21 protein-coding genes are annotated in these 22182 nt (G+C 34.0%); 7 read left to right on the top strand and 14 right to left on the bottom strand.

The genetic code is table 11. The features are described 5' to 3' along the window. Positions 1–154 precede the first annotated feature (154 nt). From trmA to H3S73_RS07050, 3 genes are all read left to right on the top strand, one after another. Positions 155–1252 carry a tRNA (uridine(54)-C5)-methyltransferase TrmA gene (gene trmA / locus H3S73_RS07060; protein WP_198236253.1) on the top strand — a complete coding sequence of 366 codons (1098 nt, stop codon included), beginning with the start codon at positions 155–157 and terminating at the stop codon, positions 1250–1252. A gap of 364 nt (positions 1253–1616) precedes the next feature. Further along, positions 1617–2303 carry a heavy metal response regulator transcription factor gene (locus H3S73_RS07055; RefSeq protein WP_198227802.1) on the top strand — a complete coding sequence of 229 codons (687 nt, stop codon included), beginning with the start codon at positions 1617–1619 and terminating at the stop codon, positions 2301–2303. Next, a complete protein-coding gene (locus H3S73_RS07050; RefSeq protein ID WP_198236254.1) occupies positions 2290–3702 on the top strand; it encodes a heavy metal sensor histidine kinase in 1413 nt (470 codons plus the stop codon). Before H3S73_RS07055 ends, H3S73_RS07050 begins: the two co-directional genes overlap by 14 nt. Here the strand turns inward: H3S73_RS07050 and H3S73_RS07045 are convergent. The 6 genes from H3S73_RS07045 to H3S73_RS07020 all read right to left on the bottom strand — a co-directional run bounded on the left by H3S73_RS07045 (position 3680) and on the right by H3S73_RS07020 (position 8703). Continuing rightward, positions 3680–3880, bottom strand: a complete 201-nt coding sequence (locus tag H3S73_RS07045) for a YaeP family protein (protein ID WP_198236255.1) — start codon at positions 3878–3880, stop codon at positions 3680–3682. The genes H3S73_RS07050 and H3S73_RS07045 overlap by 23 nt on opposite strands. A 40-nt stretch (positions 3881–3920) precedes the next feature. Further along, entirely contained in the window at positions 3921–4883 is a 963-nt protein-coding gene (gene rfaC, locus H3S73_RS07040; RefSeq protein ID WP_198236256.1) for a lipopolysaccharide heptosyltransferase RfaC, read from the bottom strand. Beyond that, a complete protein-coding gene (gene rfaF, locus H3S73_RS07035; RefSeq protein WP_198236257.1) occupies positions 4883–5932 on the bottom strand; it encodes an ADP-heptose--LPS heptosyltransferase RfaF in 1050 nt (349 codons plus the stop codon). The genes rfaC and rfaF overlap by 1 nt, the downstream gene beginning before the upstream one ends. A 15-nt stretch (positions 5933–5947) precedes the next feature. Beyond that, complete coding sequence (gene rfaD / locus H3S73_RS07030) at positions 5948–6874, bottom strand: ADP-glyceromanno-heptose 6-epimerase (RefSeq protein WP_198236258.1); 927 nt, start codon at positions 6872–6874, stop codon at positions 5948–5950. Between the two features lie 323 nt (positions 6875–7197). Next, entirely contained in the window at positions 7198–7968 is a 771-nt protein-coding gene (locus tag H3S73_RS07025; protein WP_198236259.1) for a methyltransferase domain-containing protein, read from the bottom strand. Positions 7969–7971: 3 nt separating this feature from the next. Continuing rightward, positions 7972–8703, bottom strand: a complete 732-nt coding sequence (locus tag H3S73_RS07020) for a 1-acylglycerol-3-phosphate O-acyltransferase (RefSeq protein WP_198227792.1) — start codon at positions 8701–8703, stop codon at positions 7972–7974. A gap of 88 nt (positions 8704–8791) precedes the next feature. Between H3S73_RS07020 and mnmD the strand changes: the two genes are divergently transcribed. Then, the gene (mnmD, locus tag H3S73_RS07015) at positions 8792–9511 is read left to right on the top strand and encodes a tRNA (5-methylaminomethyl-2-thiouridine)(34)-methyltransferase MnmD (protein WP_198236260.1); all 720 of its coding nucleotides are present in this window, start codon (positions 8792–8794) and stop codon (positions 9509–9511) included. A 344-nt stretch (positions 9512–9855) separates the two neighbouring features. On the opposite strand, the gene H3S73_RS07010 is transcribed toward mnmD, so the two are convergent. From H3S73_RS07010 to dapB, 6 genes are all read right to left on the bottom strand, one after another. Next, positions 9856–13662 carry a translocation/assembly module TamB domain-containing protein gene (locus tag H3S73_RS07010; protein WP_198236261.1) on the bottom strand — a complete coding sequence of 1269 codons (3807 nt, stop codon included), beginning with the start codon at positions 13660–13662 and terminating at the stop codon, positions 9856–9858. Between the two features lies 1 nt (position 13663). Next, positions 13664–15346 (bottom strand): autotransporter assembly complex family protein, encoded by a 1683-nt coding sequence (locus tag H3S73_RS07005; protein WP_370528795.1) that lies wholly within the window; start codon positions 15344–15346, stop codon positions 13664–13666. A 168-nt stretch (positions 15347–15514) separates the two neighbouring features. Then, positions 15515–15967: a hypothetical protein gene (locus tag H3S73_RS07000; RefSeq protein ID WP_198227788.1), complete on the bottom strand. Its 453-nt coding sequence runs from the start codon at positions 15965–15967 to the stop codon at positions 15515–15517. A 45-nt stretch (positions 15968–16012) separates the two neighbouring features. Beyond that, complete coding sequence (gene hpt, locus H3S73_RS06995; protein ID WP_065737232.1) at positions 16013–16552, bottom strand: hypoxanthine phosphoribosyltransferase; 540 nt, start codon at positions 16550–16552, stop codon at positions 16013–16015. 136 nt (positions 16553–16688) lie between these two features. Further along, complete coding sequence (tadA, locus tag H3S73_RS06990; RefSeq protein WP_039127190.1) at positions 16689–17177, bottom strand: tRNA adenosine(34) deaminase TadA; 489 nt, start codon at positions 17175–17177, stop codon at positions 16689–16691. A gap of 9 nt (positions 17178–17186) precedes the next feature. Continuing rightward, entirely contained in the window at positions 17187–18008 is an 822-nt protein-coding gene (dapB, locus tag H3S73_RS06985) for a 4-hydroxy-tetrahydrodipicolinate reductase (RefSeq protein ID WP_198236263.1), read from the bottom strand. 136 nt (positions 18009–18144) lie between these two features. On the opposite strand from dapB, the gene H3S73_RS06980 reads away from it, so the two are divergent. Then, on the top strand, positions 18145–19344 hold the full coding sequence (locus H3S73_RS06980) for an MFS transporter (protein ID WP_198236264.1): 1200 nt from the start codon (positions 18145–18147) through the stop codon (positions 19342–19344). A gap of 33 nt (positions 19345–19377) precedes the next feature. On the opposite strand, the gene H3S73_RS06975 is transcribed toward H3S73_RS06980, so the two are convergent. After that, positions 19378–19989 (bottom strand): FKBP-type peptidyl-prolyl cis-trans isomerase, encoded by a 612-nt coding sequence (locus tag H3S73_RS06975; protein WP_144091938.1) that lies wholly within the window; start codon positions 19987–19989, stop codon positions 19378–19380. Positions 19990–20200: 211 nt separating this feature from the next. Between H3S73_RS06975 and bamE the strand changes: the two genes are divergently transcribed. Beyond that, positions 20201–20614: an outer membrane protein assembly factor BamE gene (bamE, locus tag H3S73_RS06970; protein WP_198236265.1), complete on the top strand. Its 414-nt coding sequence runs from the start codon at positions 20201–20203 to the stop codon at positions 20612–20614. A 139-nt stretch (positions 20615–20753) separates the two neighbouring features. On the opposite strand, the gene H3S73_RS06965 is transcribed toward bamE, so the two are convergent. After that, positions 20754–21131: a DUF5362 family protein gene (locus tag H3S73_RS06965; protein ID WP_198236266.1), complete on the bottom strand. Its 378-nt coding sequence runs from the start codon at positions 21129–21131 to the stop codon at positions 20754–20756. 82 nt (positions 21132–21213) lie between these two features. Between H3S73_RS06965 and dusA the strand changes: the two genes are divergently transcribed. Next, a complete protein-coding gene (dusA, locus tag H3S73_RS06960) occupies positions 21214–22182 on the top strand; it encodes a tRNA dihydrouridine(20/20a) synthase DusA (RefSeq protein WP_232352948.1) in 969 nt (322 codons plus the stop codon).

Raw genomic sequence — 22182 nt, 5'->3', positions numbered from 1 at the left:
CTTTGTGTTAAGATATCAAAATAAATTTTATGACATTAGGTAAAATAAGGGATTAAAACTCAATATTTACTTAATAACTTAATATAATCTTGTTGTTATTTTTATAATAGACAATATTTCTTTTAACAATTAACAAAATCACCCATTACAGAATATGACTGAAATTTTTTCGAACGATAAATATCATCTTCAACTTGAAAATAAAATAACCCATTTAAAAACGATTTTTAGTGATTTCTCACTTCCAGAATTGCAAGTTTATAGTTCTCCTATCAGTCATTACCGTATGCGAGCTGAGTTTAGAATATGGCATGATGGTGAAGATATCTACCATATTATGTATGATAAAAAAACGAAAAAGCGCACACGAATTGATGATTTTCCGATTGCAACGAAATTGATTAATCAAGCAATGAAAGCTATTTTACCATTGCTTAAGCATAATCAATTATTACGTCATTTATTGTTTCAGATAGATTATTTTTCCACACTGAGTGGTCAATTACTTATCACCCTTTTGTATCATAAAAAGTTAAGTGATGATTGGATTGCTGAGGCAAATAGACTTAAGCAACAACTTGCCGAGCAGGGGATCGATGCTAATATCGTTGGTCGGGCGAGTAATCAGAAAATTGCTATTGATGTCGATTATGTTGATGAGGCCTTACCAATATTGGATAAAACCTTTATTTATCGTCAAGTTGAAAATAGCTTTACTCAACCCAATGCCTCAGTCAATATCAAAATGCTTGAGTGGGCTATTGAAGTTACCAAAGGTTTGCCAGGTGATCTACTTGAATTTTATTGTGGCAACGGTAATTTTTCTATCGCTTTGGCTCAAAACTTTCGTAAGGTGTTAGCGACAGAAATAGCGAAAGCGTCTGTATATTCAGCGCAATATAATATTGCAGTAAATGAGATTGATAATTTAATTATTGCCCGTCTATCCGCAGCTGAGTTTACCAGTGCTATTAAAAAAGAACGTGAATTTAATCGATTAAAGGATATTAATCTTGATGATTATCAGTGCCAAACTGTACTGGTTGATCCTCCTCGTGCTGGAATAGATAGTGATACAATTAATATTCTTAAAAGTTACAATACTATTATTTATATATCCTGCAATCCTCTTTCTTTACGGGATAATTTACAGCAATTGATAGAAACTCATAATATCAAGCATTTTGCTATGTTTGACCAGTTTCCTTATACCGATCATATTGAAAGTGGTGTTGTGTTGCATAAAAAATAGATATATTCATATCCAAGGATGGTTAATTTTGTTAGAATAATTAGGCTAAATACTAAAATAATTAGTACTTGTTTGGCTAATGACTACTGTCAACATTGCTTTTGATAAAAAAAAACCCTAGGTAAACTAGGGCTGCATTAAATTGCAAGGAATGGATGAAAGGAAATAAAACAATGAAACAATAATGTCTAGCCTCATGAATCATTGTGTGAGTACTATAACAAAGCTAAACAAACGAATTAATGACCAAATTATTACAATATAGTCATTAAAATGTCATGATACCATTTGGTTTTTTCATATATCCTACTACGGCAGTAAACATTTTCGATAATCATATAAAATAACAAAGGAAATACTCAAAATGAAATTGTTAGTTGTTGAAGATGAACATAAAACAGGTGAGTATCTTCGTCAGGGTTTAGTTGAATCAGGTTTTATTGTTGATTTAACCGATAATGGTTTAGATGGCTATCATAGAGCCATGACAGAAGATTATGATTTAATTATTCTGGATGTAATGTTGCCAGATATCGTTGGCTGGAAAATAGTCCAATCTTTGCGTGAAGCAGGAAAAGACACGCAAATTATGTTACTCACTGCGATGGGCAGTGTCGAAGATAAAGTTAAAGGACTGAATTTAGGTGCGGATGATTATTTAGTTAAGCCGTTTTCTTTTGCTGAATTACTGGCAAGAGTCAAATCTTTACTCAGACGCAATGTTCCACAAGTCAATAATTATCAATTAAGTATTGCTGATCTGGTAATGGATTTACCTAAAAGAACAGTAACGCGAGCAGATAAAAGAATTGATTTAACCAATAAAGAATTTCTGTTATTAGAATATTTTTTACGTTATCCAGGTGAAGTTCTACCAAGATCACTGATTGCATCTCAAGTTTGGGATATGAATTTTGATAGTGATACTAATGTTATTGATGTGGCGATTAGACGATTGCGAAATAAAATTGATGCAGGTTTTGAACCTAAATTAATTCATACCGTACGTGGAATGGGATATAAATTGGATGTAATGGATGAAGCGGAATAACATTATTTCTTTTCGTTTACCACTAATTGTTTGCCTACTAACTTGTGGGCTTCTTTATTGTTTTAGTTATCTTATTGAAAGTTCTTTTGAAAAATTTTCCATCCAGCAAAATGTATCCGAATTAAATTCAGTTATCTCATCAATAGAACGTGAACTTATTTATTTTTCACCTAATGACAATCGTGATGAGCTTTTTCAAAATCTATTATTGATATTAACTGGCCATCATCACTTGTTTGTTTATATCATTGATGAATCAGGTAAGGTACTTTATCGGACACGTGGACCTAATCTGGCTGTTGCATTAAAACCCTCAAATTTAGAAAAAATTATAACTGAACACGGTACGACCATATCCAATCTGAATAAATCATCTTATCGAATTGCTGCATCAAGAGTTATAGTTGAAAATAACAAACAATACACCACTATTGTGGCAGTTGGTCGCGATTTACAGCTTGAATTTATCAGTCGATTAAGAAACGGTTTAGGATTGCTGATTGCCATTTCTTGTGTTTTAGCATTGATTGGTTCATTTATTTCAATTTATTATACTCAAAAACCGATTAATCGGCTTATTAAGAAGATAGAAAAAATCAATCTTAAAAGTTTAAATTATCGAATACCAACATCCTCAGTACCAACCAAATATATTAGTTTAGTGAGAGCGTTCAATAAAATGCTTAATCGTATGGAAGATGTTTTTCAGCGGCAACGTAACTTTACGGCTGATATTGCTCATGAAATGAGAACCCCCATTACTAATCTAACAACCCAAACGCAAATTGTTTTGAATAATGCTCGTTCCACCGAAGAGTATCGAGAGATTTTATACTCCAATTTAGAAGAGTATGAAAAAATGTCACAAATGATCTCAGATATGCTTTTTTTAGCTCAAGCCGATAATCATCAATTAGTACCAAATCTTATTGATATTGATTTGGTTAGTATGCTTACCATGATGTGTGACTATTTTGAACCGCTCACCGATGAGAAAAATATCACATTTAATTTAGAGGGTAACTGTTCACACATTCAAGGCGATAAATTGATGTTAGGCCGAGCGATAAGTAATATTTTATCCAATGCCATTCGTTATACTCCTCAAAATGAAGTAATTACCATTACTTTAAGTCAAACTTCTGTAAAAAGAGTCAAAATCATCATTGCCAATCCAGGTGAAAAAATTGATAGCCGGCATTTACCTCACCTTTTTGACCGTTTCTATCGAGTAGATGAATCACGTCATCGTAATGGTACTTCGGGTGCAGGAATAGGGTTGGCAATCGTAAAATCAATTATCCAAACCCATAAAGGAACGATTTTTGTTGAGTCTGATGATAGATCTACCCGTTTTATTATCAATCTACCAACCGCTATTTCACCTCATAATCACTAATCAACAAATTAGCTGCTGCATAGGCAGCTTTATCTTTTAGTTTTTGAGGAACTTGCTCGCAATCGACTACTTCATTTAGAACCAGCATTACGGCTCCTAGGGCATCTTCAATGTAACCTAGTTCATTACTTCCAATTTGGGCATACTTTTCACGAATGAGTTCACAATATTTATTCATTAAACGGCTTCCTGTTATTTTTCGTAATCATTATTTGTTGTTATAAAAATTGAGCCAATTGTTGGTATACTTGCTCGGCTTGAATAGTGCGCATGCTTTTTTCAGGCGAAATTATACTAAATTGATTTTTGCCATAACCACCAATTAATTTTGGGTCGGTTTCACCAAATAGAGTAATATTTGGGCGATCTAATGCAGCGGTTAAATGGCTTAATCCTGTATCAACTGAAACTACTGCTTTTGCTCCAGCAATAATGGTTGCAACATCAGACAGTGATAGTTTAGGTAATACTTCTACATGCTTAAAACCTTGTGCAAGACGAATCGCTCTTTGATGTTCGTGTTCGGCTCCCCAAGGTAATTTTATTTTTAATCCAGTTGCTTGGGTTAATTTAATTAATTTTCTCCATGCTTCTTCCGTCCAGTGTTTTTCATCTCGAGTTGTAGCATGTAAAAAAACAAGATACTGTTGATTATCACTAGGTAGAGACGATAGAAAATGGCGGGCAATAGCATAATCCCCCATTGAATCTGGTAGTGGGTATTGTAAGCTTTGAGCAAACAACATTCTAACTCGTTCAATGGCATGCATTTGCTTGGGAATAGCATGTTTTACATCATAAAACCAACTGGCAATGGGCTCTTTAATACTTTGACGATCCAAACCATGCTTTATACCTCGCGCTTTACGAGTTATAAGAAATGCGCTTTTAATAAGTCCTTGCGCGTCAATAATACAATCATATTCTTGTTGCCTAAGGGTTTGGATAAACGCATGACGTTCTTGGCGAGAATTTTTTGAAAACCAACTTTTGCGCCAACGTCTTATAGCAACAGGTATTACATTATTTACAGAATAGTGCCAACTAGGTATTTGAGCAAAATTTTCTTCAACTACCCAATCAAAAGTAATATCAGATATGTTATTTGCTGCATCGGTTAATGCTGGTAGAGTATGCAGCACATCACCCATTGATGAAGTTTTAACGACTAAGACACGCATTATCCATTACTCTTTTTACTACGCATGATAAGATTCATCAAAGTTTCAAATACATTATCTGGTTTAATATCAATCAAGCTTTGATGATAACCTTGTTCAGCATCACCTTTACGAACACGATGATAACCAGTGATTAAACGGATAACTTCTGCTTTATCCGATAATGGAGGGGTAAACTCTGGGCTACTTGGACCATATAATGCAACTAATGGCCTATCTAATGCAGCTGCAACATGCATTAATCCTGAATCATTAGTCACAATGGCTTTACAAGCTGCGATTAAAGCAATAGCTTGTTCTAGCTTGGTTTGACCTGCTAAGTTGATACATTTATCACTTTGCACTATTTTAGCAATAATCTGATCGCCAACTTCTCGATCTTTGGCTGAACCAAAGATTATAATTCTGGCATTTTGTTTAACCAGCATATCGGCAAGTGTAGCATAATGATAATCTGGCCAACGTTTAGCGGGTCCAAATTCTGCACCAGGACAAAAGCCAATTAATGGTTCATCTTGTGGAATCGCAAAAGTGACTAATGCCTCATCAATTTCTTTTTGCTCAACACTCAGTTTTGGCCGCAATAGTGGTTGTGGTAAATCTTTTGCTGAATGAATTTGATCTTTGGGATAAGCCAGCGCAACATAGCGCTCAACCATTAAAGGAAACGCAGCTTTATCAAGTGTGCGAATATCATTTAATAATCCGTAACGCAGTTCCCCTTTCCAGCCTGTTCGTTTAGGAATTTTGGCAAAAAATGGAATGAGTGCAGACTTAAATGAATTCGGTAAAACAATAGCTTGATCGTAATGATTAGCTCGTAATGATTTACCTATTTGACGACGTTTAGCGAAAGCAAACTCACCATGACCGATTGGCATTTCAAGCGCCTGATTGACTTCTGGCATTTTATTTAATAAAGCCCGACTCCAAGCCGGGGCCATAACATCAATTTCATTATGAGGATCAAGCTGCTTTAAAGTACGATATAGGCTTTGTGACATCATCATATCACCAACCCATGAAGGACCAATAATGAGTGTTTTCATCTTATCAATTCCTTTCTATTGTTCGTTAAGCCATTTCATATATTCAGTTGTACCTTCGGTTACAGTTTTAAAATCAATTGGGCATCCAGTTTCTCTAAATTTAGTGAGATCAGCTTGAGTAAAGCTTTGGTATCGTCCTTTAAGGTTATCAGGGAACGGAATATAATCTATTTCCCCTTTTCTATGATAATTGACCACAGCATCAGCTACGGTTTGGAATGATTCTGCTCGACCTGTGCCACAATTGAAAATACCTGAAATTTTATTTTTCCAAAACCATAAATTTACATCAACAACGTCACTTACATAAATAAAATCGCGTTTGAAGTTATCACTACCAGTAAATAGTTTCGGTTTTTCACCTTTGTTAATTTGTTCATTTAAATGAAATGCAACGCTTGCCATACTACCTTTATGTGATTCACGTGGTCCATAGACGTTAAAATAACGGAATCCACAAACTTGTGATTTAGCTTTAGGTAATACTTGTCTAACATATTGGTCAAACAGAAATTTAGAATAACCATAAACATTCAGCGGTTTTTCATAAGCGCGATCTTCAATGAAATTATCACTGCGCCCACCATAAGTAGCAGCCGAAGATGCATATAAAAATGGAATATCAAGATCTAAACAGCAATCTAACAAGTCTTTTGAATATTGATAGTTGTTTTCCATCATAAATTTGCCATCCCATTCGGTGGTCGATGAGCAAGCTCCTTGATGAAAAATAACATCAATATCCATATCTTCACCTGCTACAACTAATGAGATAAATTCGTCTTTATCCATATAGTCAGCGATATCTAAATCAACTAAATTACTAAATTTAGTTCCGTCGGTTAAATCATCCACCACTAAAATATTTTTGTGTCCTTGGTCATTTAACCCTTTAACAATATTACTACCAATAAATCCAGCACCGCCAGTTACAACGATCATATCAAATTCCTTAACCAATAAAATGAACCTACTTATAATAACGATTTATGACAAATTTTTCGAGTGATGATTTATGTTCAAGGCTGTTGTGCATTGAAAATTCATAAGCTGAAAGCATCATTACATGCATATCCTTTGGCTTAATAATTGACAAAACACGAATAAGATCAGTTAATTAATTGTTATTTGATCTGACAATGATTCTGTCATGTCAGGTATATTACTTAAATTAACATCGTTAGATAGATACAATATTTAGAATAAACAAGTTATAACCTATGAAATAGATTATAACTCTTTTGATATTGTTAATCGTTTATCAATTAATTCTTTTTCGCTGTGACTAAAATATATCTTGCTAAATTAAGATAAGGTTCAGTACGACAGTATTGTTTTTCAAGCTCTAACAGCTGTTCAAATTGAGTTTCAGCCTTGGATTTATTCGCTAGATAGTCGTGGAAAATACGAATTCCTATTTTTTGTAAAATATTAAAATCTAACTGGGTCAGCCAATAATAGACATCTTTAGGCTCTCTTGGAAAATCAGGGGAGAGTGTCTTTTTTTTACGTTTTGCAAGGCCTGCTTGTGTATAACCAAAATTACCCAAGGTGACTGTTTTAAATAGCAGTCCATGGTAGTTATAAAACATCAAAGATAAATAGCCATTTACCTTTAAATGTTTTTTTAATGATTGAATTAATTCAATCGGCTCTGCAACCCATTCTAAAACGGCATGACAAATAACGATATCAAACTGTTCATCAAGTAAAGTATGAAGTTGCTGTATTGAGCAGCAAAGACAATTGATTTCGATATTTTCCTCGCTCGCTTTTTGTTTTGCTAGTTCAAGCATTTGTTGCGAAATATCACAAATGGTAACATGGTGGCCGAGTTTAGCTAGTCTACAGGCGATTTGACCTTGTCCACCACCAGCATCAAGGATATTTAGGGGTTTATTTGCAGGATAGTTAGCTAAAATATTCTCAAGTTCTTGCCAAACTACCGCTTCACGAATTCGACCTTTAGTTGTACCATAAATATTTTGTGCAAATTTGCCACTGATATCATCAAAATTGCGATCTTGTTTACTCATAAATTACTTTTGATTGTTAAGTTGTTGTACTTCAGCATTGATTTCCGCTATTTTGTTAGACATTTGTGCATAGCACTGTTCCATTAATGCTTTGGCATCTTCTTTGCGAAGGTTTTTAGTTTCAATTGGATCGAGCATTTCAACAATCATATGCCCATTATTGATACGATTTAACTTAATTTTAGTCGTCTCTGATACACAAATTGGTACAATGGGTACGCCAGCGGCTATTGCTGCTTTAAATGCACCCATTTTAAAAGGTAACAGTCCTCGACCGCGGCTACGTGTACCTTCAGGAAACATCCAAATAGAAATACCACGATTTTGAATTTCTCTAACCACTTGTTCAATGGTATCGCGTGCTTTTGATTTATTGTTGCGGTCAATGAGTATATTACCTGTAAGGTAATAAAGTTGCCCAAAAAATGGGATCCAAGCCAAACTTTTTTTACCAACGGTGACAGTTTTCGGTTGTACAATATCAGCAGCAACCACCAAATCGAAATTATTCTGGTGATTAGCAATATAAACACAGCTTCCCATATTACTAATTTTAGAATAGGGGCGTGTAGTGACTTTAACGCCAAATACCGGTTGGAACAACAAACTAAATAAATGGGCGAATCTTGCTACATTTTTGGGGTTTCTTGGATTAAATAAACAAAAAATCACGCCAAAAACACAAAGAATAATTCCTGTGATGACGACAAAAATTAAGCGAAAAATAAAAACCATAATTTACCTCATAAGTTAACTTGGCGTATTATATACGTAATCAACGTTAATATACAGTTTGTAAAAATCACGCGTCTATAGGATGTTTATGCTTAAATCAACGATTATTTGGGACGAAAATCAAACCCCAATTTCAACTTATTTTAATGATGTGTATTTTAATACTGAAGGAGCAATTGACGAAACCCGTTACGTGTTTATTGAAGGTAATGATTTATATCAACGTTTTTTACAGCATGAGCAAGAGACATTTATAGTTGGCGAAACCGGTTTTGGTTCAGGTCTCAGTTTTTTAATTTTATGGCAAACATTTTTACATTTTAGAGATCAACATCCAAATCATGTTCTTAAAAAAATTAAATTCTTTAGTGTTGAAAAATTTCCATTATCATCAGATGAATTAAAGCAAATTCATCATAATGTATTAACCAAAGATAAAGACTTACAAAACTTAGCATCGCAACTGCAGAACAATTTCAGTGAAATTGAAAGCATTTACCATTTTGATAATGTCTCGTTGTCCATTTTTTATGATGATGTTAGCGATTTCCCCGATTTTCTAAGAAAACAAAATATTTTGATTAATGCTTGGTTCTTTGACGGATTTTCGCCAGCTAAAAACCCTGATATGTGGTCAGAATCATTATTTAAAAAATGTTATACATTAACGGCAAATAAGGGCACTTTTGCGACTTTTACTGCTGCAGGATTTGTACGTCGTAATCTACTTAATGCTGGGTTTAATGTATTTAAACATAAAGGATTTGGTATAAAGCGTGAAATGTTAATCGGCAATAAGACTGAATAATCTTATTTCTTCCACAAAACATAAAATGTAGTGAAAAATCTCAATTAGAAAGTACGATTCTTGAATCGGATCCTTGTAGTCAAGCTAGAGATGCTTTTCGTAATAGGAGAATGGAATATATTTGTTTTAAGAAAAAATTTATGAATAATTATAAAGTTAAATCCCATTCTAAAATGGGGTTTAACTAATTATGAATGTTAAAATTAGCTTTTTAACGCTATTTTAATTAAGATAAAAACTAATCAATCTAACCTTTGTCTTATTTTTTAACATTTAGATGCATTATTTTCAAACCCACCTATATCCATAAATTTTATCGTTTACATTAACTTTGATTAGTAAATTTAAAACTCAAATTGATAAATTACATCTAGTGCTTGAGCTAAACCAGAAGTCGCTTCTAAATAGAGACTTGGCATAAGTCTATAGCGTAATGTAAAAGTTGCCAAAGAATCAAAAATACCGACTCCATATTTAAGTTGTAGATGCGGTAAAATATAGCCACTCACGACCACTTTTGAACTATCACCTGCGCCTTGAGTATCTAAAGTAAGATTTTTAATCCCAAACATATTACCGATATCACCAATGTATTTCCCTGTACTAGATGTACCAATTCCGACTAATAATGCTGTCATCATGTCGTTTTCACTTTGATCAGAGTTATCAAGACCTTGTCCACGGATTAGGTAAGATAATGCTTCTTGTTGCGACATTGCAGGGTCGGAGAAGATGTCAATTTTTGGATCTTCTGATGAGCCCGTTACCCGAATTCCTGCTGTAATATTACTTTTATCTATTGAGTCTGGATTACGTATTGCTTCAACATCAAGTATAGCGCGATCACTTGGTCCTGAAAACGTAATAACCCCTTTGCGAATAATTAAGTCTTGACCATACGCATGAAACCGTCCGCTAGGAATTAATACTTCACCATGTAGATCTAAACCTTTATTAGTCTGTGTGGCAACTAAATGTCCCTTTAGTTTAGCGTTTAAACCAAATGCATCAACAGAAACATCATTCCCAATATTAATTTCAAGATGACTATTGATTTTCATACCAAACTTCTGTGGTTCTATTTGATTTCCATTTCTATCAAGCATCACTTCATCTGGTGAAACATCGATACTTGAGGCTGGCAGTGAATCAACGGTAATCTTACCTTTAGGTATGTTAATTTTTCCTAATAGAGTTAATTCATCTTGAGTTGCGTTAATTTTGATATCAGGAACAATACTCATTACAATCATTGGTGGAACCGATACCTGCATTGCTGCACCATTGACTGTTAAATTAGCCTGCCATTTATCTAAATTTTGCCAGCTTGCATTACCGTTAATATCAACATTACCTGATTGAGTTGTCAGAATTCCCTGTAAGGTTGAAGATTTACCATTCAATTTTATATCAAGCGTTGCTGATTTAATGTCGATAGGTAATTGATTAGATTTTATTTCACTTTGTTTAAGATTGATATTGCCCGTTAGATAAGGATCCATTAATGAACCAGAAAATTTAACCGCTCCATTAATGGCACCTTTAGTGTATTCATTTTTATCTAACAGTGGGTTAAGGATTGCCAAAGCCAAATTATCAATTATTAATTGACCACTTAATTTTTTCTGATTGTTTGGATCAGTAATAAGTAGATCTCCATTAATTTTTCCTAATTCTTTTAGACTAAAATGCCAATCTAATTTAGCCTGTTGTTCATTAAATTCTACATTAATATTAAATAAATCAAATGGAATAGGTAAGGCTTGATTTACTATCATTTGCTGAACAAAAACTTTATTACTGGTTATATTGGCTTTAATAGCAGGCGTTTTGCTGTTATTGCCAAATTTAATTTCTACTTTACTGTTTATGCTACCTGCAAGTTTTGTCTCGCCATCATTTGGTATAGGTAGTCTGGCTAAATCAATATCTTTCAGGGTTATTGTTGATTGAGTATTAGGTATAGGTGATAATGGCTTATCTAAGCAGATGCTTGAAAAGCTATTGTGCCAACAATGGGCTCCAATAGTGGGGATTTGTTGATTTAAATCATAAGTTAAAGTTAAAGGTTGAGTTAATGACCAATGGTTATTATTACCTAAATTTAATAGTGCATTAGATATATTGCCGCTCCATTTAGTATGGTCTTTATCAATTTTCCCCGTTAATGATGTTTTTAATGATGCAGGATTACCATCAAGATCAATACTTAAAGTATGCTTACTTTCATTACCAACAAGATCAATGTCTGCTTTTTTAATTACTTGGTTGGAAATCTCAATATTCTGTCCAATGAGTCTAAGTTGTAAGTTTAATTGGTCTTGATAGTGCACTTTACCGGATAAATTTGCTTTAGATATTGAGATATTTGGTATTTTTAAAGCGTCTACGGTTAAATTTGTATCAATGATAGGATTTGATTTCGTTCCTGCCATTTTGATGTTACCAAAAATAGTTCCTTGCATTTCATCGACCAATAATGCTAAAGATGCTAGATTAAGTTTTGCATTCAAATTTCCTTTTTCCGTTGAGCCATCTACATTTATTCGGTTTTTATCCCAGATTATTGCTAGATCATTAGCGGATAAATTACGTTTAGAATCAACTTGTAAATTACCGTTAGCCGAAAAATCAGCATGTTTAATTTTACCTATTAAATCTAAATCGGTAACATTGAATTGCCAAGTTTCACCTGCTAATTTACCCGTTGTATTAAATTGACCATTTAATTTTACAGGGTAATCAGGTATCTCTTTTGTTAGATCAACTTGATTAAGTTTCACATTGGTATTCCATTGCAGAGAATTTTGCCAATTCACATTTCCTGATGCAGCAATCTCACCTTGGGTTAACTTGATGATTCCACGCTTAAAGATAGCTCCCTGGTTGGTACCGTTGCCAGCAATGTCAAATATTGTTGCTGGTAAATTTTCACCTGCTACAGACCCTTTGGTTGATAAATTATATTGTTTTACATTGCCATCAATAGAGAGATCAAAATCATCAAGTTGATATTGAGCCACTCCCTCAAGAGGCCATTGAATATGTTTACCATTCAATTTGGCCATAACAGGTAAATATTTCTCGATAAAATTAATATGACCATCGATATTAAGTTGATTTAATCCTTTAAGTGAGGTATGAGTCTCTAATTTACCTAATAATTTTCCAGAAAATTGTCCATCCAAATGATTTTCTTTTGTGTCCACTTTAATAAACGTAACGAGTGGCCAATCATCACCAAGTGTGATCTCACCATTAACCGATGCATGTCCATTTATATAAGGAGTCTGTACATTGGTATCAACTTGTTTTACCATAATATGATTGTTTACCATATCTGTTTCAATGTTCACTTGATTAAATCGAAAGTCTTCCCCTCCGATATGTAATAACCAATTATCTCCGCTTAGATTACTCACATTGATATCTAATGGAATACTTACTTGAGGTAAAGAATTAATCAGTGGTTCATTAAATAATTGATTAATCTGTTCATTAATAGGTAAATTATTTTCTGTTTTTTTTCTTTGAGGTGATGTGTTATCAGGAAAAATTGCACTCAAATCCATAGCAACCGCAGGATATACGTAAATTTTTTCATTAACCCATATCGCTTTACCAGTAAAACTTGACATACCGAATTGCATATCATCAACGTTCACTTTGACCTTGTTAAGCTGTGTAGCATTTAATTCAATCGGTAATGGTGTTTTGATAATAAATCGTTCTTCGTCTACTGTTGTATCTGTTGTATCTTTTTCTGAAGGTTCGAATTGTTTGGTATCAATCTGAACGTTTACTCCATCTGCATCAAAGTTTTTCAGGCAGATCTTGGTCTGTATTAAACATGAACCTGATAATTCAAGAGAAGCATCTTGAACGCTTACATGGACTCCAGTTAAATCTAATGAAAGTCCTTGTATATGTAAATTATGAAACGATCCTTCAACTTGTTGAATTTTCAGTTCTGGCAGATATTTATTTAATGCAAACATGGTAAGTTTTACACCTAAACTTGTGTAAATCACCATAATGATAAATGTAATTAGAAAGATGAAAATAGACAGTATGATAATACTGCGTTTTTTCCATTTTCCTTTGGATTTTGAGTTTTCAGCAACAGCATCATGATTAGCATTTTCAGACATATTATAATTCGCTTCCTAAACCAATATATAGGTGAACAGAGCCTTTATCTTTTCTGTTTAATGGGGTTGCCAGATCCAATTTTATAGGGCCAACAGGTGATGACCATCTAATACCAAATCCGCTACCGGTATAAAATTTAGCTTTATCAACTTTATCTATTGCTTCACCACTATCAATAAATACTGCTCCCCACCATGGACCAGATAAATTATATTGATATTCTGCCGAACCAGTGATGAGTTTAGATGCACCTTTAAGTTTCCCTTTTTTATCCTCTGGCGAAATAGATTGGTAGCTGTAACCACGAATACTTCGATCACCGCCAGCAAAGAATCTGAAAGAAGGCGGTACTCTGTTAAAATTACTCGCTTGAATTATCCCAAAATTCCCTCTAACAATAAATCGATGAGATTCTTTTAATGAACGGATCCAAGTTTGTTGTGCTTGGAAACGAACTAAATTGATATCAGAACCTAATGTTTCTGCTGCGGCTTCAACTGAATAACGTTGGGAATCACCCCACATAGGTAATATATTATCGTCACTACGGATGCGTGAAAGACTAAGCGAGGGATAGTATAAGAATGTTTTATAACTTGAATCCCCTTGGGTAAAATCATCCCTTAGCATACTTAGACCTAATGCTGTTTGCCATCCTTCAAAGCGATCCCAATTGCGCAACACTCCAAAAGTATAGGAACGCGAATAAGTATCATTATTGTCAATTTTTTTATAACCACCTTGGATAGTGTAATACTGCTCTAAAGGTGATTGTTTAAGGGGTATTTTATAACTCATGGTTATCATTTGTTCAGGTGATGATAGAGATAAATTACTTTGAAAACTTTGTCCTCGACTATTAATCCAAGGTTTACTCCAGCCTATTCTACCATGTACGCCATTATCCGTAGAGTATCCTAACCCTAAGTCCATACTATTTTTTTTACGCGGCGAAGTTGTCACTTCAATAGGGAGAGTTTTATCCTCACTTAGATGAGGAAAGTCTGGTGTAACAAGAACAGAATTAAACCAATTGGTTGAATTAAGACGTCTATTTAATATAGATAGCTGTTCAGCCGTATATTTTTCACCTTCTTTAAATGGTACTAGATTAGCTAAATAGTCTTTACGGATTTTCACATTTGGAAAACTAACTTTACCAAATTTGTAACGTTGACCCGTATTCAAATCAATATTCCAATAAGCTTGGTGTTCATAATTTGATACAGCTAACTGATGCTTAGACAGATTAGCATCGAAATATCCTTTTTCTAAAGATAGATTAAGTAATGATTTTTTAAATGATTCGTAACTACCATGATTCAAAATATCACCTTTTTTAGGCAAGTCATGTTCAAGTAACTCATTAAAATCTTTATCTTGTTTACCTTCACCCGTAATATTTATGTTAAGTTGTTCAATTAGTATTGGTATGCCAGGTGAAATTTTAACAGTTAATACTTTAGGATCTTGTTCAAAATATTCAAAACTAGGGGAGTAATATCCTAACGCTCGAAGGGCTTTTTGTGCTTCGCTTTCAAAATAACGCTTAAAATTAGGTGAATTATTGATTTTATTTGGTTCAATTAATGAAACGCGGGCATCCACATTATCAGCAAGTTCCCCAGATAAACCTTTAATTGATAACTGCATATCAGCATGACAATATGCTGTAGTTATCATTAAAACTAAACATAATGAACGGGAAAATCGTGACACAAACACCTCGATGATTTTTTAGAAATTGTTTTGGAAGCTATTATGGGTTTGTTATTGTCTGTAAATTTAACATATTTGTTGTTTCATCGTCTATGATACGCTTTGTAAAATAAAGTTAATTCTCATGGAATATTATGTTCGATAAGGGAATTTTACAATCCATTGTTTTAGATGTTTTAGTATCGTTGCTAAGTTATCTTTAGATAATTCAAAAACGATTGTCCAATTATCTTGTAACTCATAGTGAGCATCAAGACAAAAATCTGGTTCAAGTTCACAACTAAGTGTAATTGAAATTGTTACTATTTGATTTTTATAAGAAATAAATGCAAGTGAAAAGCAAGGCTCAGTAAACCATAACTTAGCATCACTTGGTAATTTGCTTTTTGATAAATCATTAAACCAATTGTATAGTGTGTGTAAATCAGCTATTTCTAAAGCAGGATCGGTTTTTTCAAACCGATTACCACTTTGTTGGACGATGACTTTTAGCAAACACCAATCATCTTTGCTGTCAGGGAACTCATAACCGATGATATCAAATTGTAAATTTACCGTCTTTGTAATATCTGTTAACTCGATCATTTATTCATCCTTGCCTGTTTTTTAAATTTTAAAACTAATCCTTAATTAAGAGTCAAGTAATGTTACATGACCAATATAAGGTAAGTGACGATAGTGCTGAGCATAGTCAATACCATAACCAACCACAAACTCATCTGGAATAGAAAAGCCGATATATTTTACTGGTACGTTTACTTCTCGACGTGACGGTTTGTCAAGTAAAGTACAAATTTCAATGCTACGTGGGTGACGTAATTTTAAGATTGCCATCACTTTACTTAGTGTATTACCTGTATCAATAATATCTTCAACAATTAATACATCTTTATCGCGGATATCTTCATCCAAATCCTTTAGAATTTTGACATCACGATTACTAACAACCGCATTGCCATAACTTGATGCCGTCATAAAATCGACTTCATGACCAACAGTGATTGCTCGACTTAAATCAGCCATAAATATAAATGAACCTCGTAAAAGTCCAACTAAAACTAGTTCGTTTTGACTATCTTTATAATCTTGACTAATTTGTAGACCTAAATCAATTACGCGTTTTTTGATATCTTCTTCGGATATCATCATTTCTAATGTGTGTTTTTTCATTAATTGTGCTCAAAATAACTTTTTAAATAAATCGAACTAGATTTTAGCAATTTTCCTGACTAAAAAGAATAAGCAGGCAATTTTTTATTAAACTATAAAAAAATACTTGCTTTTTTACTGAAACGTATAGTTAACCTTAAACTTCTTGGCAGCACTTTTTAAGTGCTTTTTTTTGTAAGCGCCTTTTTTTGAAAAATTCACTTAAAATATTACCACATTCATTTGCTAACACGCCTCCAGTTACTTCTGCATAGTGATTGATCCCCTGATGTGCAAGAATATCAATTAACGAACCTGCAGCTCCTGTTTTATAATCACTTGCACCATAGACAACACGTTTAACACGACTGTGAATAATGGCGCCTGCACACATGATGCAAGGCTCCAATGTGACATAAAGGGTAGTATTAATTAATCGATAATTTTTTAAATATTCACCTGCGTTTGCTAATGCTATCATTTCAGCATGAGCAGTGGGGTTATGTGTCAAAATTGATTGATTAAAACCTTCACCAATAATGTTATTATTTTCGTCAACAATAACCGCGCCAACAGGAATTTCCCCAATTTCTTCAGCTTTTTTAGCTAACATGAGTGCATGCTGCATCCAAACTTCATCTAACATCTTAGGAATTTATAAGCTATTTAAATTAAGGACATCGCGCATGTCATACAAATCAATAGGTTGTTTTGCAAGCCACAATGCAGCGCGCACTGCACCATTAGCAAAGGTCATCCTGCTAGATGCTTTATGACTAATTTCAACTCGTTCACCAATATCTGCAAAGATGGCTGTGTGTTCGCCAACAATATCTCCAGCGCGAATGGTAGCAAAGCCGATAGCTCCTTTAGGACGTTCACCAGTATGTCCTTCACGACAATAAACCGCCCGATCTTTCAAATCACAATTCAGTGCATCGGCGATTGCTTCACCCATAGCTAAAGCGGTGCCTGATGGGGCATCGACTTTGTGTCGATGATGTGCTTCGATGATTTCGATATCACTATAATCGCCCATAATTTTAGTCGCTTTTTCAAGCAACTTAAGTACTAAGTTTACACCAACGCTAAAATTAGCCGCAAAAACAATGCTGATTTTTTTTGCAGCATCAGCAATTGCTTGTTTGCCTGCATCATCAAAACCAGTGGTGCCAATTATCATCATTTTTTTATTTTCGACACAAAAAGCTAAGTGATTCAATGTACCTTCAGGTCGAGTAAAATCAATGAGTACGTCAAATTTATCTTTAGCTTGGTCGAGGTTGTCCGATACTTTAATGCCACATACATCAATACCAGCAAGTTCGCCTGCATCAGATCCAATAAGAGAGGAACCTTCACGTTCAAATGCAGCTCCTAATGTTACGCCATCGATTTGCGCAACAGACTGAATAAGTTGTCGTCCCATTTTGCCACCGGCACCAGCGATAGCGATACGAATAATGTTTGTAGACATATAACTTTCCTTACACTTTTGTCTATTGTCGTTAATTGGTGGCATTATAACGGAAATTAAATGACTTATACATATTGTTAAACTAAAATGAGATTACAGTTGGTAAATTATCTATAAAAAATCTTTGGGAATGGGTATGCGTTTTTCATGGTATTTTGGTTGGAATATTGTCGTTGCTGCATCAATTTTAACATTGCTTTCGAGCGGACTTAGAATGAGCATGGGCGTATTTTTCCTTCCTATAGCTAACGATCTTGGTTTTAGCCGCAGTGTTCTTTCTAGTGTTATCGCTATTGGTATGCTATTTTCTGGTATTGCTATGCCAATAGCTGGTTATTTGGTTGGTAAATATGGTACTCGCTTTGTGCTATTGCTTGGTACCCTGATAATTATACTTTCAACGATTTGGTCGGCGATGTCTCGTGATTATTGGAATTTTCTTTTTTCATTTGGCATTGCATTGTCATTTGGTACATCGTTTGTTGGCTCAGTCAGTTTTACACCTATTGTGACAAAGTGGTTTTACAAACATAGAGGATTAGCCTTATTTATCTTATCATCAGGAAGTATGGCTGGAATAGCGGTAATGCTACCAGTGTTTGCTTTTTTCATTCCTATATATGGTTGGCAAACTACTTTAGTTGGTTTTTCTATTCTTTTTATGATTATAGCCGTGCCAGTTGCACTTATCATAATGAAAGATCATCACAAAGATATCATTGAGTTTAATCAAGATACTGCACGAGAACCTCAATCAAGTATAAAACTTAGCGAAGTATTAAAAACTATACCATTTTGGCAACTTAGTTTTGGTCTTTTTACTTGTGGTTTTAGTATGAATTTATTAGGAACACATGGTGTTCCAATGCTCATTGACCATGGATTTAATGAAATGGTGAGTTCTAATGCAATTGGAATGATTGGTTTTGTCGCCATTTTTAGTACATTAGCACTTGGGTATCTTTCTGATATTGTCCAAAGAAAAAATATTTTAGTGATGGTTTATTTAGTTAGAGGCATCGGTTTTATTGCTTTGGTTTTAGCATCAAATGAATGGCAACTATTTACTATTGCAGTGTTAGGAGGATTAGTTTGGGCAGGTGCTTTGTCCACTTCAGGGGCGATTACCGCAGATATTTATGGTGTAAAAATTGTAGGACTACTTTCTGGATTAACTTATTTAGGTCATCAAATCGGAGCTATGATTGGTTCATGGTTAGGCGGTTGGGCTTATGATAACCTACATACCCATCTTGTTGCTTTTGGTATAGCAAGTATTTTATTGTTTATCGCTGCATTTAGCTCTTATTTTTTACCAAAAACAAATCATAATTAAAATGTAAATGGACGCTTTCGCGTCCATTTTTACTTATAAAACTTTCAATAATTCAACATCAAAAATTAATGCACTATAAGGTGGGATTGATGCGCCAGCACCTTGTGCTCCATAAGCCAATTCTTGAGGAATATATAAACGCCATTTAGAACCTTCAGGCATAAGTTGTAAAGCTTCAACCCAACCAGGTATCACACCATTAACAGGAAACTCAGCTGGTTGACCACGTTCAACAGAACTGTCAAATACAGTACCATCAATTAATTGACCGGTATAGTGAACTTGTACGCGATCAGTTGCTTTTGGTAGTGCTCCTTCACCAACAGTAATGATCTCATACTGTAAACCAGATTCGGTCGATTTAATGCCATCTTTTTTAAGATTTTCTGCAAGAAAATCTTTTCCTTCTTGCGCAATTTTTTCGGCCTGTTTAGCCTTTTCTTTGGTTGCTTGTTCATGTACGTGGCGTAATGCATCATGTAATTCTTGCAAAGGGAGTGCAGGTTGATTACCTGATAATACATCTTCCATTGCAAATTTTAATGCATTTAGATCTAAATTATTTAGACCTGAGTCTTTTAGTTGTTGCCCAATTTGTAATCCTATAGCATAACTTGCTTTTTGATCAATTGTATCTAATTTCATTTTTTACCTTTAATGGTTAATGGATAGAATTTATAAATAAGTTAATTAGTTTGTAGATAAGCAAATAAATGTCAAGCAGTAATTTACATTATCAATGCGTTATTACTGTTTTATTACACAATTGGGAAAGAATTTATTAATTTGGCTAGCACTCAGCTAAAATATCAGCGATAATAGGCGCCATTATATTCTCAAAATAGGTTAAGTGTAGATGCCGTTTCGTAAATTTACCTCGCTTGTAATTTTAACTAGTATTTTATTAACTGGTTGTTCAGTCGTTGATAGTTGGGTGTATCGACCTGACATCAATCAAGGTAATTATGTGACACCAGAAGCAATTGATTTATTAAAAGTTGGTCAAACAAAAGATCAAGTTGTCTTTATCATGGGTGCACCGATGTTAACTTCTATTTTTGGTGATAACGTTTGGTATTATGTTTTTCGTCAACAACCACAACATGAAAGCATTAGTCAAAGAACGTATTCCATTTATTTTGATAAAATGGGTAGAGTGACAGATATTAAAGTTTCAGCATTGGAAAATTCAAAATCTTTAGAAGAAATGAATAAACAAGAAATATCAGATCCTATTAACGTACAATCGGATGATGAGACTAATCAATAATCATCTAACACTTTATTTTAGTCGCAATTTCGTCCATCTTTTCAGTAAAATAAAAAACCTCGTAATGTTGCGAGGTTTTTCTTTTTTATTGAGTTCAGTAAAACATAGAAAGATAAACTATAGTGCAGACAAGCTGAACTTAACGATAGCCTTGAGCGAAAGAAGCTACAAATACAACTATAAGTATTAAATATAGAATAAAAAATATAATTGAACAAATGAAAGTGATTAATTGAAATTTCCAATAACCATGTAAATTGCTTATGGCTTCAACAAAGTCATCCGCTTTTTGCAGATTCGCAGCCAGACTAAATGAATTTCCTGATTTAAACAGTTTTATCCCCCCCAAAATAACGGGAACACCGATAATTGCGGTGATAATACCTAAACAACTAATCGCACCACCTATAATAGCTATGACTCCAAAAATTTGTTGCATAATCGCAATAAATCGCATTTGTTTTCTTAATAATTCCGTAGAGTTAATTGAAATAATGTTTGTTTCATTGATATCCATGTTAATTCCCTTATACTATGAATCTTTGTTTTAAAAAAAAGACGGATAGAATAACACTTTTTCTTATAATGTCGAGGTAAGTTTGCAAAAAAAAATTGATTTAAATCATTTCTCTGTTGCGCCAATGCTGGATCTAACTGATAAACATTGTCGTTATTTCCATCGAATTCTAACCAAAAAAACGCTTTTGTATACCGAAATGGTAACAACTGGTGCAATACTATTTGGCAAAGGTGATTATTTAGCTTTCAACCAAGAAGAACAGCCAATTAGTTTACAATTAGGAGGTAGTGATCCTAAAGCACTTGCACAATGTGCAAAGTTGGCTCAACAACGTGGATATAACGAAATTAATTTAAATGTAGGCTGTCCATCCGATCGTGTACAAAATGGCATGTTTGGTGCTTGTTTAATGGGGAAAGCTGATTTAGTCGCAGATTGCATTGAGCAGATGCAAGATCAGGTTGATATACCTGTCACAGTCAAAACACGAATTGGAATTGATGATTTCGATAGTTATGATTTTTTACGTGGATTTATCGATAAAGTGATGCCTTATACTAATACTTTCATTGTTCATGCGCGCAAAGCTTGGTTATCTGGTTTGAGTCCTAAAGAAAATCGTGAAGTACCTCCACTTAATTATGAGCGTGTTTATCAGCTTAAACAAGATTACCCAGATTTAACTATTGCCATTAATGGTGGCATAAAAACAATAGACGAAATCAAACAACATCTGTGTCATGTAGATGGTGTAATGGTTGGTCGAGAAGCATATCAAAATCCATTATTGCTAACCCATATTGATTCACAGATTTTTGGATCAGATTCACCAATCATCAAACCTAAAGCAGCTATCCGCGCACTCTATCCTTATATTGAACAACAATTAACCCAAGGTGCACAGCTAAACCATATCATGCGCCATACACTGGGAATTTTTAACGGTTGTAAAGGAGCAAGGCAGTGGCGTCGATATCTTAGCGAAAATGCTCATAAAAAAGGTGCATGCATTGAGGTTGTAGAACAAGCTTTAGCCTTTATTCAATAA

It is taken from the genome of Gilliamella sp. B14384G12 (assembly GCF_016101825.1).
GTDB lineage: Bacteria > Pseudomonadota > Gammaproteobacteria > Enterobacterales > Orbaceae > Gilliamella > Gilliamella apicola_N.
This window is presented reverse-complemented; position numbering and strand designations above follow the sequence as displayed.